At 63.1% G+C, this 21,892-nt stretch carries 15 protein-coding genes; 8 read left to right on the top strand and 7 right to left on the bottom strand.

Translation table 11 applies throughout. From position 1 onward, the window contains the following. The first annotated feature begins 13 nt into the window (after nucleotides 1–13). The 4 genes from LB528_RS06020 to LB528_RS06005 all read left to right on the top strand — a co-directional run bounded on the left by LB528_RS06020 (nucleotide 14) and on the right by LB528_RS06005 (nucleotide 5,352). Nucleotides 14–1,261, top strand: coding sequence for an ABC transporter substrate-binding protein (locus LB528_RS06020; protein ID WP_224714180.1), 1,248 nt, complete (start codon nucleotides 14–16; stop codon nucleotides 1,259–1,261). 330 nt (nucleotides 1,262–1,591) lie between these two features. After that, on the top strand, nucleotides 1,592–2,512 hold the full coding sequence (locus tag LB528_RS06015) for a carbohydrate ABC transporter permease (RefSeq protein WP_224714179.1): 921 nt from the start codon (nucleotides 1,592–1,594) through the stop codon (nucleotides 2,510–2,512). Continuing rightward, complete coding sequence (locus LB528_RS06010) at nucleotides 2,512–3,369, top strand: carbohydrate ABC transporter permease (RefSeq protein WP_224714178.1); 858 nt, start codon at nucleotides 2,512–2,514, stop codon at nucleotides 3,367–3,369. The genes LB528_RS06015 and LB528_RS06010 overlap by 1 nt, the downstream gene beginning before the upstream one ends. 18 nt (nucleotides 3,370–3,387) lie before the next feature. Then, complete coding sequence (locus LB528_RS06005) at nucleotides 3,388–5,352, top strand: glycoside hydrolase family 127 protein (RefSeq protein WP_224714177.1); 1,965 nt, start codon at nucleotides 3,388–3,390, stop codon at nucleotides 5,350–5,352. A gap of 12 nt (nucleotides 5,353–5,364) precedes the next feature. On the opposite strand, the gene LB528_RS06000 is transcribed toward LB528_RS06005, so the two are convergent. The 4 genes from LB528_RS06000 to LB528_RS05985 all read right to left on the bottom strand — a co-directional run bounded on the left by LB528_RS06000 (nucleotide 5,365) and on the right by LB528_RS05985 (nucleotide 9,539). Further along, complete coding sequence (locus LB528_RS06000) at nucleotides 5,365–6,171, bottom strand: endonuclease/exonuclease/phosphatase family protein (protein ID WP_224516531.1); 807 nt, start codon at nucleotides 6,169–6,171, stop codon at nucleotides 5,365–5,367. Nucleotides 6,172–6,195: 24 nt separating this feature from the next. Beyond that, entirely contained in the window at nucleotides 6,196–7,656 is a 1,461-nt protein-coding gene (locus tag LB528_RS05995) for a phospholipase D-like domain-containing protein (RefSeq protein WP_224714176.1), read from the bottom strand. 157 nt (nucleotides 7,657–7,813) lie between these two features. Beyond that, on the bottom strand, nucleotides 7,814–8,461 hold the full coding sequence (locus LB528_RS05990; RefSeq protein ID WP_224714175.1) for a class I SAM-dependent methyltransferase: 648 nt from the start codon (nucleotides 8,459–8,461) through the stop codon (nucleotides 7,814–7,816). Nucleotides 8,462–8,498: 37 nt separating this feature from the next. Then, nucleotides 8,499–9,539: an aminopeptidase gene (locus LB528_RS05985; protein ID WP_224714174.1), complete on the bottom strand. Its 1,041-nt coding sequence runs from the start codon at nucleotides 9,537–9,539 to the stop codon at nucleotides 8,499–8,501. Nucleotides 9,540–9,900: 361 nt separating this feature from the next. On the opposite strand from LB528_RS05985, the gene LB528_RS05980 reads away from it, so the two are divergent. Both LB528_RS05980 and LB528_RS05975 read left to right on the top strand, forming a co-directional pair. Further along, nucleotides 9,901–15,552 carry a HAMP domain-containing protein gene (locus LB528_RS05980; protein ID WP_318012276.1) on the top strand — a complete coding sequence of 1,884 codons (5,652 nt, stop codon included), beginning with the start codon at nucleotides 9,901–9,903 and terminating at the stop codon, nucleotides 15,550–15,552. 19 nt (nucleotides 15,553–15,571) lie between these two features. After that, on the top strand, nucleotides 15,572–17,617 hold the full coding sequence (locus tag LB528_RS05975; protein WP_224516536.1) for a response regulator: 2,046 nt from the start codon (nucleotides 15,572–15,574) through the stop codon (nucleotides 17,615–17,617). 26 nt (nucleotides 17,618–17,643) lie between these two features. Here LB528_RS05975 and LB528_RS05970 read toward each other — a convergent pair whose 3' ends face one another. Continuing rightward, nucleotides 17,644–17,877, bottom strand: coding sequence for a hypothetical protein (locus tag LB528_RS05970; RefSeq protein WP_224582010.1), 234 nt, complete (start codon nucleotides 17,875–17,877; stop codon nucleotides 17,644–17,646). Nucleotides 17,878–17,984: 107 nt separating this feature from the next. Further along, nucleotides 17,985–18,734: a DUF899 domain-containing protein gene (locus LB528_RS05965; protein WP_224714172.1), complete on the bottom strand. Its 750-nt coding sequence runs from the start codon at nucleotides 18,732–18,734 to the stop codon at nucleotides 17,985–17,987. Nucleotides 18,735–18,854: 120 nt separating this feature from the next. Here LB528_RS05965 and LB528_RS05960 point away from each other — a divergent pair, with 120 nt between their 5' ends. Both LB528_RS05960 and LB528_RS05955 read left to right on the top strand, forming a co-directional pair. Next, complete coding sequence (locus tag LB528_RS05960; protein WP_224714171.1) at nucleotides 18,855–20,075, top strand: helix-turn-helix domain-containing protein; 1,221 nt, start codon at nucleotides 18,855–18,857, stop codon at nucleotides 20,073–20,075. A gap of 31 nt (nucleotides 20,076–20,106) precedes the next feature. Continuing rightward, nucleotides 20,107–20,748 carry a DUF6923 family protein gene (locus tag LB528_RS05955; protein WP_224714170.1) on the top strand — a complete coding sequence of 214 codons (642 nt, stop codon included), beginning with the start codon at nucleotides 20,107–20,109 and terminating at the stop codon, nucleotides 20,746–20,748. Between the two features lie 24 nt (nucleotides 20,749–20,772). Here the strand turns inward: LB528_RS05955 and LB528_RS05950 are convergent, their stop codons facing one another. Next, nucleotides 20,773–21,861, bottom strand: a complete 1,089-nt coding sequence (locus tag LB528_RS05950; protein ID WP_224714169.1) for an acyltransferase family protein — start codon at nucleotides 21,859–21,861, stop codon at nucleotides 20,773–20,775. Nucleotides 21,862–21,892: the final 31 nt, after the last annotated feature.

Raw genomic sequence — 21,892 nt, 5'->3', positions numbered from 1 at the left:
GAGGAGGAGTAAAATGAAGACTATGTTTGCCAAGCTGGCTTTAGCCGCTGCTGTCATCGGCGGCGGCCTGCAGGCGGCGTCCGCCGAGACCGCCAACATCTGGGTGCGCGCCGACGGCTCGAACTTCATGCCGCGCATCGTCGACGCCTTCAACAAGGCGCATAAGGACCAGATCAAGCTCGACATTATTCCCAATGCCGAGATCATCCCGAAATATGGCGCCGCCGCCGCCGGCGGCACCGCGCCCGACGCGCTCTCGCTCGACCTGATCTACACGCCGTCCTTCGCCGCCGCCGGCCAGTTGGAGGACATCACCGACTGGGCGAAATCCTTGCCCTATTTTTCGAGCCTGTCGCCGGCGCATGTGAAGACCGGCACCTATAAGGACCGCATCTACGGCCTGCCGTTCTCGGCCGACGCCTCGGTGCTGATCTGGAACAAGAAGCTGTTCAAGCAGGCGGGGCTGGACCCCGAGAAGGGCCCGACCAACTGGGCCGAGATCGAGGCCGATGCCGAAAAGGTCAACGCGCTCGGCGGCGACATCAAGGGCTTCTACTTTTCCGGCAATTGCGGCGGCTGCAACATCTTCACCTTCACGCCGCTGATCTGGGCCTCGGGCGGGGATATCCTGTCCGAGGACGGCTCGAAGGCGACGCTCGACAGCCCGCAGCTGCGCGGCGCGATCGACCTTTACCGCTCGATGGTCAAGAAGGGGCTGGTGCCCGAGGGCGCGCAGACCGACACCGGCGCCAATTTCTTCGCCGCCTTTGCCGGCGGCAAGATCGGTCTCTCGCCGTCGGGCGCCTTCGCCATCGGCGCGCTCAATACGCAATATCCCGACATCGACTACGGCATCACCTTCCTGCCGGGCAAGGATGGCGGCTGGTCGTCCTTCGCCGGCGGCGACAATTTCGTCGTCACCAAGGGCACCAAGAAGATCGCCGTGGTGAAGGAGTTTTTGGACTTCGCCTATTCGCTGGAGGGCCAGACCATCCTTGCCAAATATGGCAGCCTGCCGGTGCGAAACGACATCGCCAAGGACGCGCTGAAGGATCTCGACCCGCGCTATCAGGTGGCGGCCGAAGCGATGGCCAAGGGCAGGACGCCCTATTCGGTGGTGTTCAACGACCTGATCAACTCCGCCAACGGGCCGTGGACGCAGATGATCAACGAGGTGTTCTTCGGTGACGATGTCGACGGCGCCATAAAGAACGCGCAGGAGACGATGCAGTCGATTATCGACCAGGCGCCGAACAAGTAGACACCAGGGCCAGCCGGCGGCGAGGATAGCGCAACGCCTCGCCGCCAAGGCTCTGACCGGCCGCCCGCCCCGTCTCCCTGGCCGGGCGGCCGGGGACTGTATCGCTGAATGGTTAGGGACTGACGCGTTGAGAAAGCTCACTCACGAATTTGAGGCGCCGCGAGGTTCGCCTTCCCTTCTCCCCTTGTGGGAGAAGGTGGATCGGCGCGCAGCGCCGAGACGGATGAGGGGTGTTCCAGGGAACGCCGGCGTCTCACTCCGCTGGAACGCCCCTCATCCGGCCGCTTCGCGGCCACCTTCCCCCACAAGGGGGGAAGGGGAGGCGCAGCCATGACTTCCATCGCCGCAACCTCCGCTCGCGCCCGCTCGCACGCCGGTGTCAGCCGCCGGCAATGGGTCGGCCTGCTCTATGTCCTGCCGGCCGTCGCCCTGGTCACCGTCTTCTTCGTCATCCCGCTCGGCATGACGGCGTGGATGTCGCTGCATAACTGGCCGCTGATGGGCGAGCATGCCTTCATTGGGCTCGACAATTATTTCGCGATCCTGCGCGACACGCGCTTCTGGAATGCGCTCAAATTCACCTTCTACTACACGGTGATCGTTACCATCGCGATCTTCGCCGTCGCCTTTCCGCTGGCGATCTTCATCGAAAAGCCGCGCCCGCTCACCAATCTCTACCGCACCGCCTTCTTCATGCCGGCGGTGGTCGGCTTCGCCTCGGCGAGCCTGCTCTGGTCCTGGCTGCTCAATGTCGATTCCGGCCTGTTCAGCCCGGCCGCTTACCACCTCGGTCTGACCGCGAAGAAGGTCAATCTTCTCGCCACCTTCCAGCCGGCCTTCTGGTCGATCATCGCCATGGTGGTGTGGAAGGTCGCCGGCTTCACCATGATCATCCTGATGACCGGCCTGCAATCGATCCCGCAGGATCTGCAGGAGGCGGCCGTCATCGACGGGGCAGGGCCGTTCGCCAGGTTCAGGGCGATCACGCTACCCTTGATGCGCCGCACGCTGGCGCTGGCGCTGATCCTGTCGGTGGCGGGCTCGATCCTCGCCTTCGACCAGTTCTACATCATCCTGCGCGGCGGCCCGCGCAACCAGACGCTGACGGCGGTCTACTGGATCTTCAACCAGTCCTTCGTCTCGTTCAAGCTTGGCTACGGCGCGGCACTTTCCATGGTGCTTTTGGTCATCCTGGTGGCGCTCAGCCTCATCCAGCTCTGGCTGCTGCGCAAGCCGGAGGGGCTCGACTGATGGCCGAGGCGATGTCGCATAACCGCAAAGTCGGCTTCAGCCTGGCCAGGCACTCCACCGGCATCATAGCCTCGGTGCTGTTCCTGGCGCCGATCGTCTGGACCGTGCTGTCGACCTTCAAGCCGGCGCAGGAGGCGCGCCAGCCGCCGCTGCCGCCCTGGCCGACCACCGGTTTCTCGATCGAGAATTATCAGACGCTGAACTCCTTCGGCGACGGGCTCTGGGTCTCGGCGCAGAACAGCATCTATGTCTCGGTTATGACGGTGCTGCTCTCGGTGCTGGTCAGCGTGCTTGCCGGCTACGGTTTCTCGCGCTTCCGCTTCCCGTTGCGGGATTTCTTCTTCGTCCTGATCCTGTCGACGATCATGATCCCGTTCCAGTCGATCCTGACGCCGATCTTCCTGGTGTTGACGAAGCTTGGCCTGCACAACACGCTGACCGGCCTGGTCTGCGTCTATGTCACCCTGCAGCTGCCCTTCTCGATCTTCATGATGCGCAACGCCTTCGACGCCGTGCCGCGCGAGATCGAGGAGGCGGCGCGTATGGACGGCGCCAACAACGTCACCATGCTGGTCAAGGTTATGCTGCCGCTGGTCTGGCCGGGTGTCGTCACCATCGCGCTGTTCGCCTTCCTCGGCGCCTGGAACGAGTTCCTGGCCGCGCTCGTGCTGATGACCGACCAGTCCAAATTCACTTTGCCGGTGATGATGACCGCACTTCAGTCCGGCCGCTTCGGCGCCATCGACTGGGGCGCGGTGCAGGCCGGCGTCACGGTGATGATGGTGCCTTGCCTGATCCTCTTCCTGGCGCTGCAGCGCTTCTACATTCGCGGCCTCATGGCCGGGGCCGTCAAGTAATTCGAATGGAGTGAAATCATGACCGCATCGCAGCCCGCCGCGCAGACCGGCACCTCCGCCAGGCCGAAGCTCGCCTTCCGGCCGTTGCCAGTGCCGCAGGTCGATGTCCGCGGCTTCTGGGGCGACCGGGTCGACGCGGTCGCCGCCAAGACCGCCGGCATCCTCTACGACCGCTGCGTCGAGGCGCGCATGCTGGAACAGATCGATCCGGACGTGCCGTCGCCGGGCGTCGTTATTCCTTTCCATGTCAGCGACGGTTTCACCGCTCGGACCGTGACGACGCAGATGTTTTGGGATTCAGATTGGGGCAAGACGATCGAAACCGCCGCCTATTCGCTCTACCGCCGCCGCAATCCCGATCTCGAGAAGAAAATCGACGCCGTCATCGACATGTACGGCAAGCTGCAGCAGGAGGACGGCTATCTCTCCAGCTGGTACCAGCGCATCCAGCCCGGCCTGCGCTGGACCAATCTGCGCGACTGCCACGAGCTTTATTGCGCCGGCCATCTGATCGAGGGCGCGGTCGCCTACTACCAAGCGACCGGCAAACGCAAGCTGCTCGACATCATGAGCCGCTATGCCGACCACATCGCCGACACTTTTGGCCCGGAGCCCGGCAAGCGGAAGGGCTATTGCGGCCATGAGGAGATCGAGCTGGCGCTGGTCCGGCTTGCGCGCGCCACCGGCAACGGCAAATATATGAAGCTGGCTAAGTATTTCATCGACCAGCGCGGCCAGCAGCCGCATTATTTCGACGAGGAGGCGCTGGCGCGCGGCGCCGATCCCAAGGATTTCCACTTCAAGACCTATGAATACAACCAGTCGCACAGGCCGGTGCGCGAGCAGGACAAGGTCGTCGGCCATGCGGTGAGGGCGATGTATCTCTATTCCGGCATGGCCGATATCGCGACCGAGTATGGTGACGATACGCTGAAGGTCGCGCTCGAGAGACTCTGGGACGATCTCACGACGAAGAGCCTCTACGTCACCGGCGGCCTCGGCCCGTCGGCCGACAATGAGGGCTTCACCAACGACTACGACCTGCCCAACGAGACCGCCTATGCCGAGACCTGCGCTTCGGTCGGCCTGGTGTTCTGGGCAAGCCGCATGCTGGGCATGGGCCCGAACGCCCGCTACGCCGACATGATGGAGCGCGCTTTATACAACGGCTCGATCTCGGGCCTGTCGCTCGACGGCTCGCTGTTCTTCTACGAGAACCCGCTGGAGAGCCGCGGCGGCCATCATCGCTGGAAATGGCACCGCTGCCCATGCTGCCCGCCCAATATCGGCCGCATGGTGGCGTCCATCGGCAGCTATTTCTACGGCCTCGCCGACGATGCGCTGGCGGTGCACCTCTATGGCGATTCGACTGCGCGCTTCGAGATCGCCGGCCGGCAGGTGGCGCTCGTCCAGACCAGCAGCTATCCCTGGGACGGCGCGATTGCGATCGAGATCGGGCCGGAGGCGCCCGTAGAGTTCACGCTTCACTTGCGCATACCAGCATGGTGTCGCAACGCTGTGTTGAAAGTGAACGGCAAGCTGGCCGATCTCGAAGCGGCGACAGTCGACGGCTATGCCGCGATCCGCCGCGAATGGCGCCAGGGCGACAAGGTCGAGCTCGACCTCAAAATGTCGATGGCGCGCCTCTTCGCCAATCCGCAGGTGCACCAGGACATCGGCCGCGTGGCGCTCGCGCGCGGCCCGCTGATCTACTGCGTCGAGGAAACCGACAATGGCGGCGGGCTGCATCGCATCGCCTTGCCGCGCGAGGCAAGGCTCGAGGCCCATAAGGAGCCGAACCTGCTCGGCGGCATCGTCACCCTTTCGGCCATCGGCAACAGGGCCGAGGCGGAAAACTGGGGCGCCGATCTCTACCGCCCCGAACCGCCGGCGACGCGGGAAACGAAACTCAAGGCCGTTCCCTACTTCGCCTGGGACAATCGCGACCCCGGCGAGATGCTGGTCTGGCTGCGGGAAGGGTGAAGGCGGCCTCTCTCAAAGATGCACGAAGGCCGTCAGCGGCAGGTGGTCGGAGGCGACCCGCGACAGCGGCGTGTCATGCGCCTCGACGCCTGAAACCAGGTCGTGCCGGTTGCCCATGATGCGGTCGAGCGCCAGTAGCGGCAGGCCCGACGGGAAAGTAGGGACCGCCGGCGTCGGGCCGAAGGTCGTGTGCAGCGTGTTCAGCGCCGAGCGGTTGCCGAGCCGCCACTCGTTGAGGTCGCCCAGAAGCAGCGTCGGCCTCTCGTCGGCGCTGCTCATGATGTCGAGCACGACCCGGGCCTGTTCCGAACGCGAGCGGCGCAGCAAGCCGAGATGGGCGGCGATGACCCGCAGCGCCCGTTTCTCGTCCAGATCGATCTCGGCGACCAGCGCGCCGCGCGGCTCCAGCCCCGGCAGCTTGATCTGGTGGACGTCGCGCACGGTGCCGCGCTTGAACAACAGCACATTGCCGCGCCAGCCATGCCCCTTGCCGTTGCCGCTGACCGGCACCGGCACCAGCCCCGTTTCCAGCTCCAGGCGGGCCAGGTCGAGCAGCCCGGCCCGGTCGCCGAAGCGATTGTCGGCCTCCTGTAGCGCAATCACGTCGGGGCTGATTTCGCGGATGACGCGCGCCGTTCTTTCAGGGTCGAATTTGCGGTCGGTGCCGACGCATTTGTGGACGTTGTAGGAGGCAACGACGATTTCCGTGTCGTTGACGCGCTTGCGCGGCGTCGCCTTCGCCTTGCGCGCGCTTCTGCTGCGGATCGAGAGCAGCACGGTCTCGGGGAGGCTGCGTCCTTTGATGTCGTCTATCTCCATGATCCTGCTGCTCGATTTCCTGCTCTAAAGATAGGGCGATCCCAGCCACAGCAAACGGTCGAAGACGCGGATTGCGAACGGCCTTGCCTTCAGCGTCTGCAGCGTCACCGGCTGAGCGGTCGAGATGGCGGCCGCGATGCGGGCGTCGATCTGGGCGGCGAAATTTTTATCCAGCACTTCCATGTCGATCTCGAAATTCAGCCTCAGCGAGCGGGCGTCCAGATTGGAAGAGCCGACGTAGGCCCACACGCCGTCGATTGCCATCAGCTTCGAATGGTCGAACGAGCCTTCATGGCGCCAGACGCGGCAATAGTGCTTCAAAACCTGGTCGAACTGCGCCGTCATCGCATGGTCGACGAGGAAAAGATTGTTCACCGCCGGCACGACGATATCGATTTCGACGCCGCGCCGGCCGGCGGTGGTCAATGCGCTGATGAACTCCCGGTCCGGCAGGAAATAGGGCGACATGATGCGGATCGACTTGCGGGCGACCGAGAACGCGCCCATCAGCAGCTTCAGGTTGGTTTCGTTGGACGCGTCTGGCCCGGTCGCCACCGCGCGCACCAGCATCGGCTGCCCCGGTGGCGGCACGGCGCGCTCGACCTGCCAGGGTCCGTCTTTCAACGCCTCGTTGCCGGCGAAGCGCCAGTCCTCGGCGGTAACCGAGAACAGATCGGCCACCACCGGCCCGGTGACCTCGAAATGGGTGTCGCGCGAACTGTCGGAACCGGCCAATTCGGCCGAGAATCCCTTGCGGATGTTCATGCCTCCCGTGAACGCCACCCTGCCGTCGACGACCAGGATTTTCCTGTGGGTCCTGAGATTGGCATAGGGAAGTCTCAGGCCCATGACGATGTTGCCGTTGAAGAGGTCGACGGTGACATCGGCCTCCCTGAGCTGCTTTAGGATGCTGGGCACCGAGTAGCGCACGCCGACGGCGTCGATCAGCACGCGCACAGTGACGCCGCGCTTGACGGCGTTGCCGAGCGACTGGACGAAAAGCGCCCCGACCGCGTCATTGTCGAAGATATAGGTTTCCAGAAGCACGCTCCGTTGCGCCGCGTCGATCGCACGGCACATCGCCGTATAGGCCTCGTCGCCGGTCTTGAGCACCGCAATGGTGTTTCCCGAGGTGAGCGGGCGCCGCGCGACCCTGTCGCCCAGCGTCTTCAGCCCGGTGAAACGCTGGCCGAATTCGGCGTTGATCAAGGCTTCCAGCGCAACGTCGCGGTCGTGCCTGGCGGCGGCGGCCTCCGGCGAGACTGGCCGCATGGCGCTGATCGTCGCGCGGCGGATGCGGTTGATGCCGGCAATGGCGTAGATGATCGCGCCGAGGAAAGGCGACAAAAGCATCACGCCCACCCAGCCGGTGGCCGCGCGCACGTCTTCCTTCGTCATGATGGCATGCACGCTGCCCACCGCCGCCATCGCCAGCGACAGGATCAGGATAAGCGTCGACCAGTGACTCGCAATCGCCTCGAACATCGGCCCGACTATTGTGCGAGCCGGCGCGGAAGGCAATGCGGATAGGTCATCCCGCGCTCATTCGGATGGTTGAAACCGGACGGCAAGAACCGCCGTTATCCGCTCGGCCAGTTCCGCGACCGGGTTCATCAGAAGATATATCGGCAGGGCCGCCGGCCTACGACTTCCTGAAGAAGCCCGACAAAATGTTCGGACCCGCTTCTCCCAGCCGCAGCCTAATCCCGTCCTCGAAACAGTTCAGCGTCACGCATTCGAAGCCGCTATGCGCTAGGAGCGCTACCAGCGAGTCACGGTCGAAATGGTGCAGATGCTCGTTGGGCAGGCGCATGCGCCACGTCCGGAACCACGCGTCGCCGTCGGCGCCGAGCTCGCGCCAGCGGCAATAAGGGACGGCGACAGCCAGGTGGCGGGTCTGAAGGCGGGAAAGGAAACCGAGATCCGGGATATGCTCCAGCACGTCGAACATGGCGACGAGGTCCCAGGTGCCGGCGAGCGCCTCATGCCAATCGACAAAGCGGACACCCTTGGGCAGGGGAAACTCGGCGATATCGCAGCCGGCGCAGTCGGCGACTCCGGTTATCTTCGCGGCTTCGATGAACGTGCCCGTGCCATATCCGATTTCCAGCACCGAGCGAGGAATCTCGCCGGTGATGCCGAGCACCCAGCCAAGCCGCTGATAGCCGAGCTTGATGGTGCGGTCGCTCAGGTCCTCGTAATAGGAGATGTATTTCTTGTCGTATTTGATCGGTGTGAAATCGATCTGGTGGATCACGCCGAACCTGTCCACCTCATAATTGTCCAACATTGCCCGCGCGGCCTCCGAATGCCGATCCCTTACATGATCAATGACACGCAGCCACGGTCCTAAGCGCTTCGGCTCGGGAAGGTGCAGGCAAATTCCCAATCCGCCGAACGGAAGCATAGAATCTTGGATAATCGCCGGAGCACAAGTCGAACAAGCGGAGAAACGCCGGAACCTCTTCGCCGTAGACGGCCGTCGCGGCAAGCTTCGCGTTGTTGATGGGGCTGTCGAACCAGGCGTCGTATCCGCGGTATCCGGCCCATCGCCTGTCGCGCATTTGCCGGTAGCGCGCCCGCAGCCTGTCGATCGTGGCTGCCTTGGCTGCGGCCATCTGCTCCTTACTACGCGGGCTCCCGTAGACCTGCCTCAGCTCGTCCTGCGTTTTCGATATCAGTTCGAGAAAATCTGCCTTGCGCTTGCGATCGGCTTCGTAGCTGCGCAATCCGGCGCGATTGCCGGTGGCACGGAGCCATTTCCTCGTACCGGTGGTTTCGACGGAAACCGCGAAAGCCTCGTTGAACGCGGAGTCGCCGTTCACATAGATTTTCTGATGCGCCAGCTCGTGGAAGATAAGACTTGCCAGGTAGGTGTCGTTCTGACGCAGCATGGTGCTCAGCAGCGGATCACTGAACCAGCCCAGCGTGGAGTACGCCGTGATACCTGTCACATAGACGTCCAGCCCCTGTCGCTGCAGCTCAGCAGCATTTTCGAGCGCGTCTTTCCGCGAAAAATAACCCTTGTAGGGAACGCAGCCGAATACCGGAAAGCACCATGTTACCGGCGCAAGCGAGAATTGCGGCGCGGCGAAGACCGCCAACGTCACATCGTTCCGACCGACGTCGACATAACTGCGGTAGCTATTGTTATCGGGCAGCGCCAGTTCTTCCGTGGCAAAGCGGCGTATGGCGCTGGCCGACGTCAACTTGGCGCGCAACGGTTCCGGCGTCGAGGGGTCACGGATTAGCTTCGCAACATTCTTGCGCGCCGCCATGATCTCAACCTGGCCCTCCAACGACTGCGCATAATAGGAAATGCTCGTGCATCCGGTCGCGGCGGAGGCCAGGATCGCCGCGGCAAGCAATCGAAAAACGCCATTCAAAGCCTGCCCACCCGCCTGCTCATCTCCGATGGAGCCAATGTCTCCATTTGCTCCAATGTCTCAACAGGCGCGCCTATTTTCGTCAAGACCTGGAGGGAGCAGCGGCCCGATTTTCGATTTTGGCAGGATCGGCGTCCGTCTATTCGCCACGCGGCGCTCAACGAAGATGTCGCCGCTCATAAAATGGAACCGAAATACGGTTCGGGCGTTGTGGCCCTCGCGGGAGTGTGTCCGCGAGGGGAATTTTTCATTCACGACAAGTCTTGATCGTTATCCGCCAGGGCTGTGAGGGGGCGCTGTGAGTACGCTGAGATCCAAACCGCAGTTGGACCGCCGCCAGATTTTGAACGCCCTCAAAGCCTTCCGGCGGGGCGACTTCTCTGTGCGCATCGACAATGTCTATGAAGGGCTCGATTCCGATATCGCAGAGACCTTCAACCAGATCGTGGAGATCAACGATCAGGTCACGCGCGAGTTCGAGCGGCTGAGCAGGATGGTCGGCAAGGATGGGCGGATCGGTGAGCGCGGCCATGTGCGCAATGCCACAGGCAGCTGGGAAAAAAGCGTCCGCTCCGTCAACGATCTGATCGAGGACATGGTCCAACCGACCACGGAGGTGGCTCGCGTCATTGGTGCGGTTGCCAAGGGCGATCTGTCACAAACCATGATGGTGGAGATCGACGGTCGGCCTCTGCGAGGCGAGTTTCTCCGTATCGGCAAGGTCGTCAACACGATGGTCGGGCAGTTGGGGTCCTTCGCTTCGGAGGTTACGCGCGTTGCCCGCGAGGTGGGCACCGAAGGCAAGCTGGGTGGCCAGGCGCGGGTGAAGGGCGTGGCCGGCACCTGGAAAGACCTGACGGACAACGTCAATGCCATGGCGACCAATCTCACAGGGCAGGTCCGCAATATCGCCGAGGTCACCACGGCCGTCGCCTCGGGCGATTTGTCGAAGAAAATCACCGTCGACGTGAAGGGCGAGATCCTGGAGCTCAAGAACACCATCAACACGATGGTGGACCAGCTCAATTCATTCGCCTCGGAAGTGACGCGCGTGGCGCGCGAGGTCGGCACCGAAGGCAAGCTCGGCGGTCAGGCCCGCGTGGAGGGTGTCGGTGGCACCTGGAAGGACCTTACCGACAACGTCAATTCGATGGCCGAAAATCTGACCGGGCAGGTTCGCAACATCGCCGAAGTGACAACGGCCGTCGCGCTCGGCGACCTGTCGAAGAAGATCACCGTCGACGTGAAGGGTGAAATTCTCGAACTGAAGAACACCATCAACACGATGGTGGACCAGCTCAACTCGTTTGCTTCGGAAGTGACGCGCGTGGCGCGCGAGGTCGGTTCCGAGGGCAAGCTGGGCGGCCAGGCCCAGGTACGTGGTGTCGCCGGCACGTGGAAGGATCTGACTGACAATGTGAACTCGATGGCCGAAAACCTGACCGGGCAGGTTCGCAACATCGCCGAAGTGACGACGGCGGTCGCGTCTGGCGATTTGTCGAAGAAGATCACGGTGGCGGTCCAGGGCGAGATCCTGGAGCTCAAGGACACCATCAACACCATGGTAGATCAGCTCAATTCTTTCGCATCGGAGGTGACGCGCGTTGCCCGCGAAGTTGGCACCGAAGGCAAGCTTGGCGGCCAAGCCGACGTGAAAGGCGTCGGCGGCACCTGGAAGGACCTGACCGACAGCGTCAACCTGATGGCTGCCAATCTTACAGGCCAGGTGCGCAATATCGCCGAAGTCACCACGGCCGTCGCGCGCGGCGACCTGTCGAAGAAGATCACTGTCGACGTCAAGGGCGAAATTCTGGAATTGAAAGACACCGTCAATACGATGGTGGATCAGCTCAACTCCTTCGCCTCGGAAGTGACGCGCGTGGCGCGCGAAGTCGGCTCGGAAGGCAAGCTTGGCGGACAGGCCCACGTCGAAGGCGTCGGCGGCACCTGGAAGGATTTGACCGACAATGTGAACGCAATGGCCGGCAATCTCACGGTCCAGCTGCGTGACGTCTCCAAGGTCGCGACCGCGATTGCCACCGGCGACCTGACCCAGAAGATCACGGTCGATGCGCTGGGCGAGATCCTGCAGATCAAGGACGTTATCAACACGATGGTCGACCAGCTCAACTCGTTCGCGTCGGAAGTGACGCGTGTTGCGCGCGAGGTCGGCTCGGATGGCAAGCTGGGTGGGCAAGCGCAGGTCCGCGGCGTAGCCGGCACATGGAAGGATCTGACCGACAATGTGAATGCCATGGCCGCGAATTTGACCGGTCAGGTGCGCAACATCGCAGAGGTGACCACCGCCGTCGCCCTTGGCGATCTGTCGAAGAAGATCACCGTCGACGTCAAGGGTGAGATTCTGGAGCTGAAGTCGACGATCAACACCATGGTCGACCAGTTGAACTCATTTGCCGGAGAGGTGACCCGAGTCGCCCGAGAGGTCGGCACCGAGGGCAAATTGGGCGGCCAGGCCCAGGTCCGCGGCGTCGCCGGCACCTGGAAGGACCTCACCGATAACGTGAATTCCATGGCCGAAAACCTCACCGGCCAGGTGCGTAACATCGCCGAAGTGACCACCGCCGTCGCACGCGGCGATCTGTCGAAAAAGATCACCGTGGACGTCAAGGGCGAGATTTTGGAGCTGAAATCGACGATCAACACCATGGTCGATCAGCTGAACTCTTTTGCCGGGGAGGTGACGCGCGTGGCGCGCGAGGTCGGCACCGAGGGCAAGCTCGGCGGCCAGGCTCGCGTCGAGGGCGTTGCCGGCACCTGGAAGGACCTTACCGACAACGTCAACCTGATGGCCACCAACCTCACGAACCAGGTGCGCGGCATCGCCGATGTCGTGACCGCGGTGGCGCAGGGAAATCTGCGCCGCAAGCTCACTGTCGATGCCAAGGGCGAGATCGCCTCACTGGCCGATACCATAAACGGCATGATCGAGACGCTCGCTACCTTTGCCGACCAGGTCACCAACGTCGCGCGTGAGGTCGGCATCGAAGGCAAGCTTGGCGGCCAGGCTCGCGTGCCGGGCGCGGCCGGGCTCTGGCGCGACCTGACGGACAATGTCAATCAGCTCGCAGCCAATCTCACGACCCAGGTGCGCGCCATCGCTGAAGTGTCGACCGCGGTGACCAAGGGTGATCTGACGCGCTCGATCAGCGTCCAGGCGTCAGGCGAGGTGGCGGCACTCAAGGACAACATCAACGAGATGATCCGCAACCTCAAGGATCAGACGCTCAAGAATGCCGAACAGGACTGGCTGAAGACCAATCTGGCGCGGTTCTCGCGCATGCTGCAGGGCGAGCGCGATCTGGCGACGGTGTCGCGCCTGATCATGTCTGAGCTGGCGCCACTGGTGAACGCGCAATACGGCGTGTTCTACGTGACCAACCGGGAAGAGGACGAGTCCTATCTCGAGCTCGCGGCGTCCTATGGCGCCGAGAGCAAGGCCTCAATGAAACAGCGGCTTGACCTGCGCGAGGGCCTCATCGGCCAAAGCGCTGCCGACAAGCGTGCGATCGTCCTCGACAATGTGCCGCCCGACTTCCTGCGCATCACAACCGGCCTCGGCAACGCCGCGCCGGCCAATGTCATCATCCTGCCCGCGCTCTTCGAAGACGAGGTCAAGGCGGTGATCGAGCTCGCCTCCTTCAGCGAATTTCGCGATACGCACCAGTCGTTCCTCAATCAGCTGATGGAATCGGTCGGCATCGTGCTCAACACGATCGCGGCGACGATGCGCACCGAAGGTCTGCTCAAACAGTCGCAGCTTCTGACCTCTGAATTGCAGGCGCGCCAGACGGAACTGACGAAGAAGCAGGAGGAACTGCACGCCACCAACGAAGAACTCCAGGAAAAGGCCCAGCTGCTCGAAAACGAAAAGAAGCAGGTGGAGAACAAGAATCTGGAAATCGAAATGGCTCGGCGGGCGCTCGAGGAGAAAGCCGAACAGCTCGCGCTGACCTCCAAGTACAAATCCGAATTTCTGGCCAATATGAGCCACGAGCTGCGCACACCGCTGAACTCGCTGCTCATCCTCTCGAATCTGCTGGCCAGCAATCAGCAGGGCAATCTTAACGACAAGCAAGTCGAGTTTGCCCGGACCATCAATTCGGCCGGAACTGACCTGCTTAGCCTCATCAACGACATTCTCGATCTGTCGAAGATCGAGTCCGGTACTGTTTCCGTCGAGATCAATGATATGCCGCTGGCGCATCTTCGTCAGCACATGGAACGTACATTCCGTCAGTTGGCCGCCGACAAGGGACTGGGCTTCACCATAGAACTTGATCCGGGCCTTCCGGAGACGGTGCGCACCGACGAGAAGCGGCTGCAGCAAATCGTGCTCAACCTGTTGTCGAATGCATTCAAATTCACGTCGATGGGCGAGGTCAGCCTCACCTTCAGGCCCGAGAAGACCGGGCGGCGCAACGGTGTCCAGGCGCCCAAGGCGGTGGCCATCGCGGTCACGGATACCGGCATCGGCATTCCCGAGGACAAGCAGAAGCTGATTTTCGAGGCTTTCCAGCAAGCCGACGGCACCACCAGCCGAAAATATGGCGGCACCGGGCTTGGCCTGTCTATCAGCCGTGAGATCGCGCGGCTGCTGGGAGGCGAACTGAGGGTTGAGAGCACCCCCGGCAAGGGTTCGACATTCACGCTCGTCATCCCCATCGAAGGTCCGCGGGCGGTTCCGCAACCCGTGATCGTCGAACAGGACGTGATGGTTCCCACGGGCAGTGTTTCGGTTCCCGAACTGATCGACGACCGGGATGCGCTTTCTCCTGAAGACCGGGTCGTGCTGATCGTCGAGGACGATCCCACCTTTGCGGGACTGTTACTGGGCATGGCGCGCTCGGCAGGCCTCAAGGGCGTCTTGTCCACCGCGGGCTCCGGGACGGTGGCGCTGGCGAGGAAGCTGGTGCCGGATGCAATCACTCTGGACCTCGGCCTTTCGGATATAGATGGCTGGGTGCTGTTCGATCTTCTGCGGCACGACCCCAAGACCGCAGGCATCCCGATACACGTCATCTCGGGTGCGGAAGATACGGCGGGCCTGTTGCGCAATGGCGCCGCCAGCGTCTCGACAAAGCCGGCATCATCGGACGACCTCATGAAGGTGTTCGAGGACATTCATTCGAGCAAATTGCGCCTGCAGCGCAATGTCCTGATCGTGGATGCCGATCCCGAGCGGCGGCTTGCCTTGGTCGAAGCGATCCGCGATGGCGTCACGTCCGTCACGCCTGTCGGCCGGATCGCCGCAAATGGCCGGGGAATAGACTTCGACACCTATGACGCGATCGTGCTGGGCTTCGGGAGGTCGGGCAAGGACAACGCCAAGATGATCGAGGGAATCGCGGCCTCGCTCGAGAGCCTGTCATCCAAGCTTGTGTTCTTCGCACCGTATCCGGAAGCCCTCGAGCAACTGATCGGGCTGAGACCGGAGTTGGCGGATGTTGCCCGTGCCGAGAATTTTAGCCAGTTGGCGCTGCTGATGTCGGCAACCCTGCCGCGGGATAGTCGTACCAACGGGGCTGCAGCCTCCCCACGATCGGATAGGTCCGATCTTGCCGGCGCCAAAGTTCTCATCGTCGACGACGACATTCGCAACATCTATTCGCTGACCAGCGTGCTCGAAACATATGGCATCCAGGTTTTGCATGCCGAGCGGGGTCGCGACGGCATAGCGCTGCTCGAGCAAAATCCAGACATGGACGTCGCGCTCATCGACATCATGATGCCTGAGATGGACGGTTATGAGACCATGCGGCAGATACGGGGCATGCCGCCAATCGCGCACGTCCCTCTGATCTCGGTGACCGCCAAGGCCATGAAAGGCGACCGGCAAAAGTGCCTTGATGCGGGTGCTTCAGATTACATAGCCAAGCCCGTGGATCTCGACCTTCTGCTCGCGCTGCTCCGGGTCTGGATCGGGCGGTCGAGACAACACGCGCAGCCATCGGAAAAGCTCCTGGCGGTCATGTGACGGTTCGTCGATGCAAAGAATGCTGAAGACCAAGCCCGAGCATCAGCCAGCCTTGCCGGAGGTCACAGAAGGCGCCCGGATCCTCGCCGTTGACGATGACGATCGAAATCTCATGGCGATCAGCGAAGTCTTGGCCGGAGTGGGCGAAGTCGTTTGTGCGCACACTGGCGAGGAGGCGCTGCGGTTCCTTCTGAAAGAAGACTTCGCCGTCATCCTGCTGGATGTGCTGATGCCGGGGCTGGACGGATACGAGACCGCCTCATTGATCCGCCAACGCGAGCAGTCGAGACGCACCCCCATCATCTTCCTGACCGCGATCAACAAGGAAGAAGCGCACATGCTGCGCGGTTATGGTGCCGGCGCGGTCGACTTCGTCTTCAAGCCCTTCGATTCGGTCATGCTGCGCTCGAAGGTGGCCGTGTTCGTCGAGTTGCACGAGAAGACCCTGGAAATCCAGCGCAAGGCGATTGTGGAGCAGAAACTGCTGGAGCGGGCCCTGGAGTCGCAAAAGTCGAGGCTCGAGGCGGAACGAGCCTTGCGTGCCGCCGAGCAGCGCCAGGAGGCCATCCTGCAATCGGTGCCGGTATGTTTTCATGCGCGATCCCTCGAACCGCCTTTTGACGCCAGCTTCGTCACCAGCGGGATCGAGCGATTGACGGGATTTTCTCCCGAGCGGCTAACATCGGAACCCGGCTTTGGCCTTAGTCGTGTGCATCCGGACGACTTGCCCGATGTCGAGGCCGCGCTGCGTGGCGCCAAAGCGGCCGGCTCCTATAGCTGCGAATTCCGATGGCAGTGCGCGGATGGCAAATACCGAAGTTTCCTGGACCAGGGCATCATCCTGCATAATCCCCTGGAAAATACGGACGAAATTGTTGGCACGCTGCTCGACATCACCGAGCGGCGCGAGCTGGAAGACAGGCTGCTCAAGGCGCAGCGTCTTGACGCCATCGGCAAGCTTACCGGCGGACTTGCCCATGATTTCAACAACCTGCTTGCGGCAATCCTCAGCGGGCTCGGGCTGCTCGAGCGCAGCACCGCGCTCGACGAGCAGGGAAAAAAAGTGCTCGACCTTACAAGGCGCTCGGCCAAACAAGGCGCCGACCTGGTTAATCGCATGCTCGCCTTCTCCCGGCGTCAGCATCTGAAGCCCGAACCTTTGCAACTGGCGACGCTGGTGGAGCCGCTCTACGGGCTCGTCGGGCCGGTGCTCGGAGGCCTGGTTCGTTTCGAATGGCAAATCGACAATTCGGTTTGGCCGGTGCTGGTGGACGCAGGCCAGCTCGAACTCGCCCTCATGAACCTGGTTTTCAACGCGCGCGACGCAATGCCCACAGGCGGTTCGATCACGATATGCGCTGAAAATCGCACGACCGACGGTCGCTCCGACGAACTGGGGGCGGGCGACTATGTCGTCATCTCGGTCATCGATACCGGCTCGGGCATTCCGGCCGATCTCGTGGCGAAAGTCATTGAGCCCTTCTTCACGACGAAAGCCGTCGGCAAGGGCACCGGCCTGGGCCTGAGTACGGTCTACGGGTTTGCGAAGCAGTCGGGCGGCACGCTTCGGATCGAGAGCGTTGTCGGGCGAGGCACGGCGATGCACCTGTGGCTGCCGCGATCATTGAAGCAACCGGCCCGGTCGGTCGAGCAGCGCCAGGTCAGCCAACCTCGCATGAACGGCAACGGCGCCCAGCCGTCGATCCTGTTGGTCGACGACAGCGATGCCTTGCGCGAGTTGACGGCGGCGTCGTTGAGGCAAAGCGGCTTCGATGTAACATGCGCAGCCGGCGGCGCCGAGGCGCTGGCCAGGATCGAGAAGGCGCCGCAGGATTTCGACGTGATCGTCACCGATTTTGCCATGCCGCTCGTTTCAGGTCTGGACGTGATCCGATTTGCGCGCAACCTCAAGGCGGATTGGCCTGCGGTCATCATCACCGGATACGCCGACACCAAGGCAATCGGCGATCTGCCGGCGGATGTTCCTTTGCTCGCGAAACCCTACAAAGACCAGGAGCTGGTCAACTCTATCCTGCTGGCGAAACAGACGTTTGGCCGGAGCTGAGATGGAGACCGGCGATATCGTCGATTTCACCCCCGCCTCGCCACCAGCCGCAGCCATGGCGCAAGATGGAAAGCCGCCATCAGGAGATACATCGGCGCCATGCCGCTGAGCACCGAGGCGCCCGGCATGCACATCATGTCGTGGCCGTCATAGGCAACTGTCAGCAGGGCCATTGCTGCGAAGGTCGGCGCCGCGGCGAGGCAAAGCCAGTCGGCGAGGCCGAAGCCGCTCAGGCGAGGGGCGGGATTGTCGATGCTCATGGTGTCCACCTTCTGAAGCGGTCAGGTTTGCAAGCGCAGGAGAGAGGGAAGGGCTTGGCGAGATCGGCTCCGGCGGGGCGGGTAGCGCCACCGGAGTCGCTTCACGTTCAGGCGTTCTTGTTGCGGAAAGCCGCTTCGCCGACATCCGACACCTCGACCCATCTCTGGTCGGGCGCGGCGCCTTCATCGTAATTGTCGTGCCAGTTCCACCATTTGTAGGTCTGGGTCTGCGGATAGCCCTCGGGCGAATCCTCCCACACCTCCTGGCGGCCGAGCGGTGTGACGTCGAGATAGCTCCAGACGGTGCCGAACGCCTCGTCGCCGCGGTTGTTGACGAAATAGGTGCGGAAGATGCGTTGGCCGTCATGGATGAAGACGTTGTGGCCGTGCCATTCGTCGACGCCGAAATCCTTATCCCAGCTGTCGGTGATGGTGTACCAGGGCATTTTCCAGTCCATCCGCTGCTTCAGCCGCTGGATATCGGCCTGCGGCGCGCGGGAGGCATAGGCAAGCGTGGTGTCGCGGGCATTGAGATGGGCGAGGTTGCCGACCTGGTCGGCGCCGAGCGAGCAGCCGCGGCAGGCATGTTCGGGCCAGCCATAGACGCCGGGCTCGAAAAAGGCGCGGTAGATGACCAACTGGCGGCGGCCTTCGAAGAGGTCGAGCAGGCTCATCTTGCCGTTCGGGCCTTCGAACACATAGTCCTTCTTGACTTCCATCCACGGCATGCGGCGGCGTTCGGCGGCCAAAGCGTCGCGGGCGCGGGTGAGCGCCTTTTCCTTCACCAGCATCTCTTCATAGGCGCCTTCCCACGCTTCCTGCGAAACGACCGGCGGTGTCTTCATGTGTTGGGTCATTGCTCTTGTCCCGTTCTTGGGTTTGGTTGGGGTGACGAGGACAGACATAGGACAGCGCCCTGCAATGGTGAGAGTTACAAGTGTGACGCGATTTGCTACGGCGGGCGCTGAGACGGTGGCATGGATTCGCTGATCAAGGCCGCCGGCCGCGCGCTTGCCGCGGGCGATCCGCTCGGCGCCTTGAAACGCGTCGCGCTGCGTGACGACGCGCCGGCGCTGGCGCTCCGCGGCATCGCGATGGCGCAGCTCGGTGATTTCGCCAAGGCCAAGGCGCTGCTGAAGGACGCCGCCCGCGCCTTCAGCCCTAGGGAAGCAGTGGCGCGTGCGCGCTGCGTCGTCGCCGAGGCAGAGATCGCGCTGGTCTCGCGCGACCTCGGCTGGCCGGAGAAGGCGCTGCGTGCCGCAAGGGCGACGCTTCAATCGCGTGGGGACCGCTTGAACGCCGCTTATGCGGGCAGCCTCGAGGCGCGCCGCCTCATCCTGATCGGCCGGCTCGACGAGGCCGAGCGCCTGCTGTCGGACTTCGATCCGGCGCCGCTGCCGCCGGTGGCGCGCGTCGCACATGAACTCGCCGCGGCCGGCATTGCGGTCAGGCGACTGAGGACAAAGGCGGCGCGCTCGGCCTTCGGCCGGGCGTCGCTTGCCGCTTATGAAGCCAACATCCCGGCGTTGAAGGCCGAAGTCGAAGCGGCGTCCCTGGTGTTGAACACGCCGGTCGGCCGGCTGATCGCGCGCGGCACCGAGAAGGAACTGCTGCTCGACGAAGTCGAGGCGTTGCTGAACTCGGGCGCGCTGGTCATCGATGCTTGCCGCAACGTCGTGCGCGAAACCGATGCGGTCGTTTCGCTGGCGACCCGGCCGGTGCTGTTCGCGCTGGCGCGCACGCTTGCCGAGGCATGGCCGGCCGACGCATCGCGCGAGACGCTGCTTAAGCGCGCCTTCCGGGCGAAGCACGCCGATGAATCGCATCGTGCGCGGCTCAGGGTCGAAATGGGTCGGCTGCGCGCCGAGCTCGCCGAGCTTGCCGAGATCAATGCGACCGCCGGCGGCTTCGCGTTGACGCCGCTCAACGCTGCCGAAGTCGTCGTGCTGGCGCCGCCGGTCGAGGACGAACATGGCGCTGTGCTCGCCTTCCTGACCGATGGCGAGGCCTGGTCGAGCTCGGCGCTGGCGATCGCGCTTGGCGCCAGCGCGCGGACCGTGCAGCGGGCGCTGGAGCAGTTGTCGGCCGAGCACAAAGTGCAGGCGGTCGGCCGCGGCCGGGCGCGCCGCTGGATGATGCCGCCGATGACCGGATTCCCGACTGTCTTGTTACTCCCGGGTCCGCTGCCGAGCGACTAGTCTGCGGCCATTGTTCGAATGGAGATCGAAAATGAAAAGAGCCGCCGCCGAGATCCTGCGTGAATACGGGCCGTTCCCCGGCGTCGAGCGCGTCAACGGCGTTACTTATGACGGCGAAAATGTCTGGTTCGCGAGTGGCGACAAGCTGAACGCGCTCGATCCCGACAGCGGCATGATCGTGCGTACGATCGATGTCGCCTCGCATGCCGGCACCGCCTTTGACGGCGAGTATCTCTACCAGATTGCCGAGGATCGCATCCACAAGGTGGACCCGAAGATCGGCAAGGTCGTTGCAACCATTCCCGCTCCCGGCAACGGGGGTGACTCGGGGCTCGCCTGGGCCGAGGGTTCGCTCTGGGTGGGCGAATACCGGGCGCATAAGATCCATCAGATCGATCCCGAAACGGGCAAGGTGATCCGCACGATCGAATCGAAGCGCGTCGTTACCGGGGTCACGTGGGTCGATGGCGAGCTCTGGCATGCCACCTGGGAGGGCGAGGAGGGCGATCTGGTGCGCGTCGATCCCGAAACAGGCGATGTGCTGCAGGAATTGGCGATGCCCTCAGGCGTGTCGGGGCTGGAATCCGACGGCGGCGGCTGCTTTTTCTGCGGCGGCGGGAGCAGCGGCAAGATCAAGGCCGCGCGGCGTCCGGAACACGGCGGCGGCAAGTAACGGACTGCTGGAGGCGTGGCCCGATCAGGCCGCCTCGCGTGCCGGCCGCGTCATAGGCTTGCTGGAGGCCTTCGCGGCGTTCGGCCCGTCGACATGCGCCCAGGCCGGCCGCTCGAACAGGAAGGTGCCGAAGCCGACGCGCTTGACGATGAAGTAGAGCACCACCGGGCTGATGACCGAGACGAGCAGCACCGCCAGGCTCAGCACGCCGGTGTCGGTCAGAAGGCCGCTCGCCAGCATGAGCCCGCGAAAGATCGACATCGGGATGGTGAAGGCGACATAGACGACCAGCGAATGCTCGCCCAGCCAGCGCAGCCATTCCATCGAGGCGAATCTCGACAGGAAACCGCCGGCAACGCAGAGCGCCACGGCGCCGGCGACAGCCAGCGCCAGATGCAGCGGCGGCCATGCCGCCAGGCCCATCTGCATGCCGACCGGTTGCATCGCATAGCCCGGCGAATAGACGAGCAGGCCGTTGACGAGGGCCCAGGCGAGCAGGCCCGCAACGGCGATCGCCGGCCGCGCCTGCGTCCACTCCACCAGCCGGAAGATCACCGGCGCCAGCACGAAGCCGAGATAGAAGAACACGAAATACGCCGCGAACTGCTCGAGCGCGTAGCTGTCCGGCTTCGGCGCCCACATCTGCAGCGCGGCGGCGAGCGGGATGACGATCCAGTGCGGCACGCGAAGCTCGCGCAGCACGCGGATGGCGATCCCGAAGACCGCAAGCATGTAGATGAACCACAAGACGCCATAGGGTTGGATGACCGCCATCGCAAGGTCGTGCAGCATGCCGGCCGGATCGCGGCTGAAGATGCCGATCTTCAGTCCGATCGAGATGATCGCCCACAGCACGTAGAAATAGAGGTAGTGGATGACGCGGCGGTCGACATAGCGCCGCCACGGCCGGTCGATCACCTGCGACAGGAACAGGCCCGAGATCAGGAAGAATTCCGGCATGCGGAAGGGCGTGGCGAAGCCGATGACATAATGCAGGAATCCGACGCCGCCGGTATATTCGCCGGTGTTGTAGGCCGAATACATCATCACCACCAGGATGATGGAAAGGCCCTTTGCCGTGTCCACCCACGGCATGCGGTTCGGATTGCTCATGAACGATCTCGAGGAAATTTACCTGTCCAGA

The organism is Mesorhizobium sp. CA4, assembly GCF_020165075.1.
Classification (GTDB): Bacteria; Pseudomonadota; Alphaproteobacteria; order Rhizobiales; family Rhizobiaceae; genus Mesorhizobium.
Note: the sequence above shows the minus strand (reverse complement) of the source record. Positions and strands in the feature narration are given on the sequence as shown.

What these genes read in the sequence shown, in the direction of transcription:
- LB528_RS05950 (WP_224714169.1), bottom strand. Translation starts at nt 21,861, where the DNA reads ATGAGCAATCCGAACCGCATGCCGTGGGTGGACACGGCAAAGGGCCTT.
- LB528_RS06015 (WP_224714179.1), top strand. Translation starts at nt 1,592, where the DNA reads ATGACTTCCATCGCCGCAACCTCCGCTCGCGCCCGCTCGCACGCCGGT.
- LB528_RS06005 (WP_224714177.1), top strand. Translation starts at nt 3,388, where the DNA reads ATGACCGCATCGCAGCCCGCCGCGCAGACCGGCACCTCCGCCAGGCCG.
- LB528_RS06010 (WP_224714178.1), top strand. Translation starts at nt 2,512, where the DNA reads ATGGCCGAGGCGATGTCGCATAACCGCAAAGTCGGCTTCAGCCTGGCC.
- LB528_RS06000 (WP_224516531.1), bottom strand. Translation starts at nt 6,171, where the DNA reads ATGGAGATAGACGACATCAAAGGACGCAGCCTCCCCGAGACCGTGCTG.
- LB528_RS05965 (WP_224714172.1), bottom strand. Translation starts at nt 18,734, where the DNA reads ATGACCCAACACATGAAGACACCGCCGGTCGTTTCGCAGGAAGCGTGG.
- LB528_RS05970 (WP_224582010.1), bottom strand. Translation starts at nt 17,877, where the DNA reads ATGAGCATCGACAATCCCGCCCCTCGCCTGAGCGGCTTCGGCCTCGCC.
- LB528_RS05975 (WP_224516536.1), top strand. Translation starts at nt 15,572, where the DNA reads ATGCTGAAGACCAAGCCCGAGCATCAGCCAGCCTTGCCGGAGGTCACA.
- LB528_RS05955 (WP_224714170.1), top strand. Translation starts at nt 20,107, where the DNA reads ATGAAAAGAGCCGCCGCCGAGATCCTGCGTGAATACGGGCCGTTCCCC.
- LB528_RS05990 (WP_224714175.1), bottom strand. Translation starts at nt 8,461, where the DNA reads ATGTTGGACAATTATGAGGTGGACAGGTTCGGCGTGATCCACCAGATC.
- LB528_RS05995 (WP_224714176.1), bottom strand. Translation starts at nt 7,656, where the DNA reads ATGTTCGAGGCGATTGCGAGTCACTGGTCGACGCTTATCCTGATCCTG.
- LB528_RS06020 (WP_224714180.1), top strand. Translation starts at nt 14, where the DNA reads ATGAAGACTATGTTTGCCAAGCTGGCTTTAGCCGCTGCTGTCATCGGC.
- LB528_RS05960 (WP_224714171.1), top strand. Translation starts at nt 18,855, where the DNA reads ATGGATTCGCTGATCAAGGCCGCCGGCCGCGCGCTTGCCGCGGGCGAT.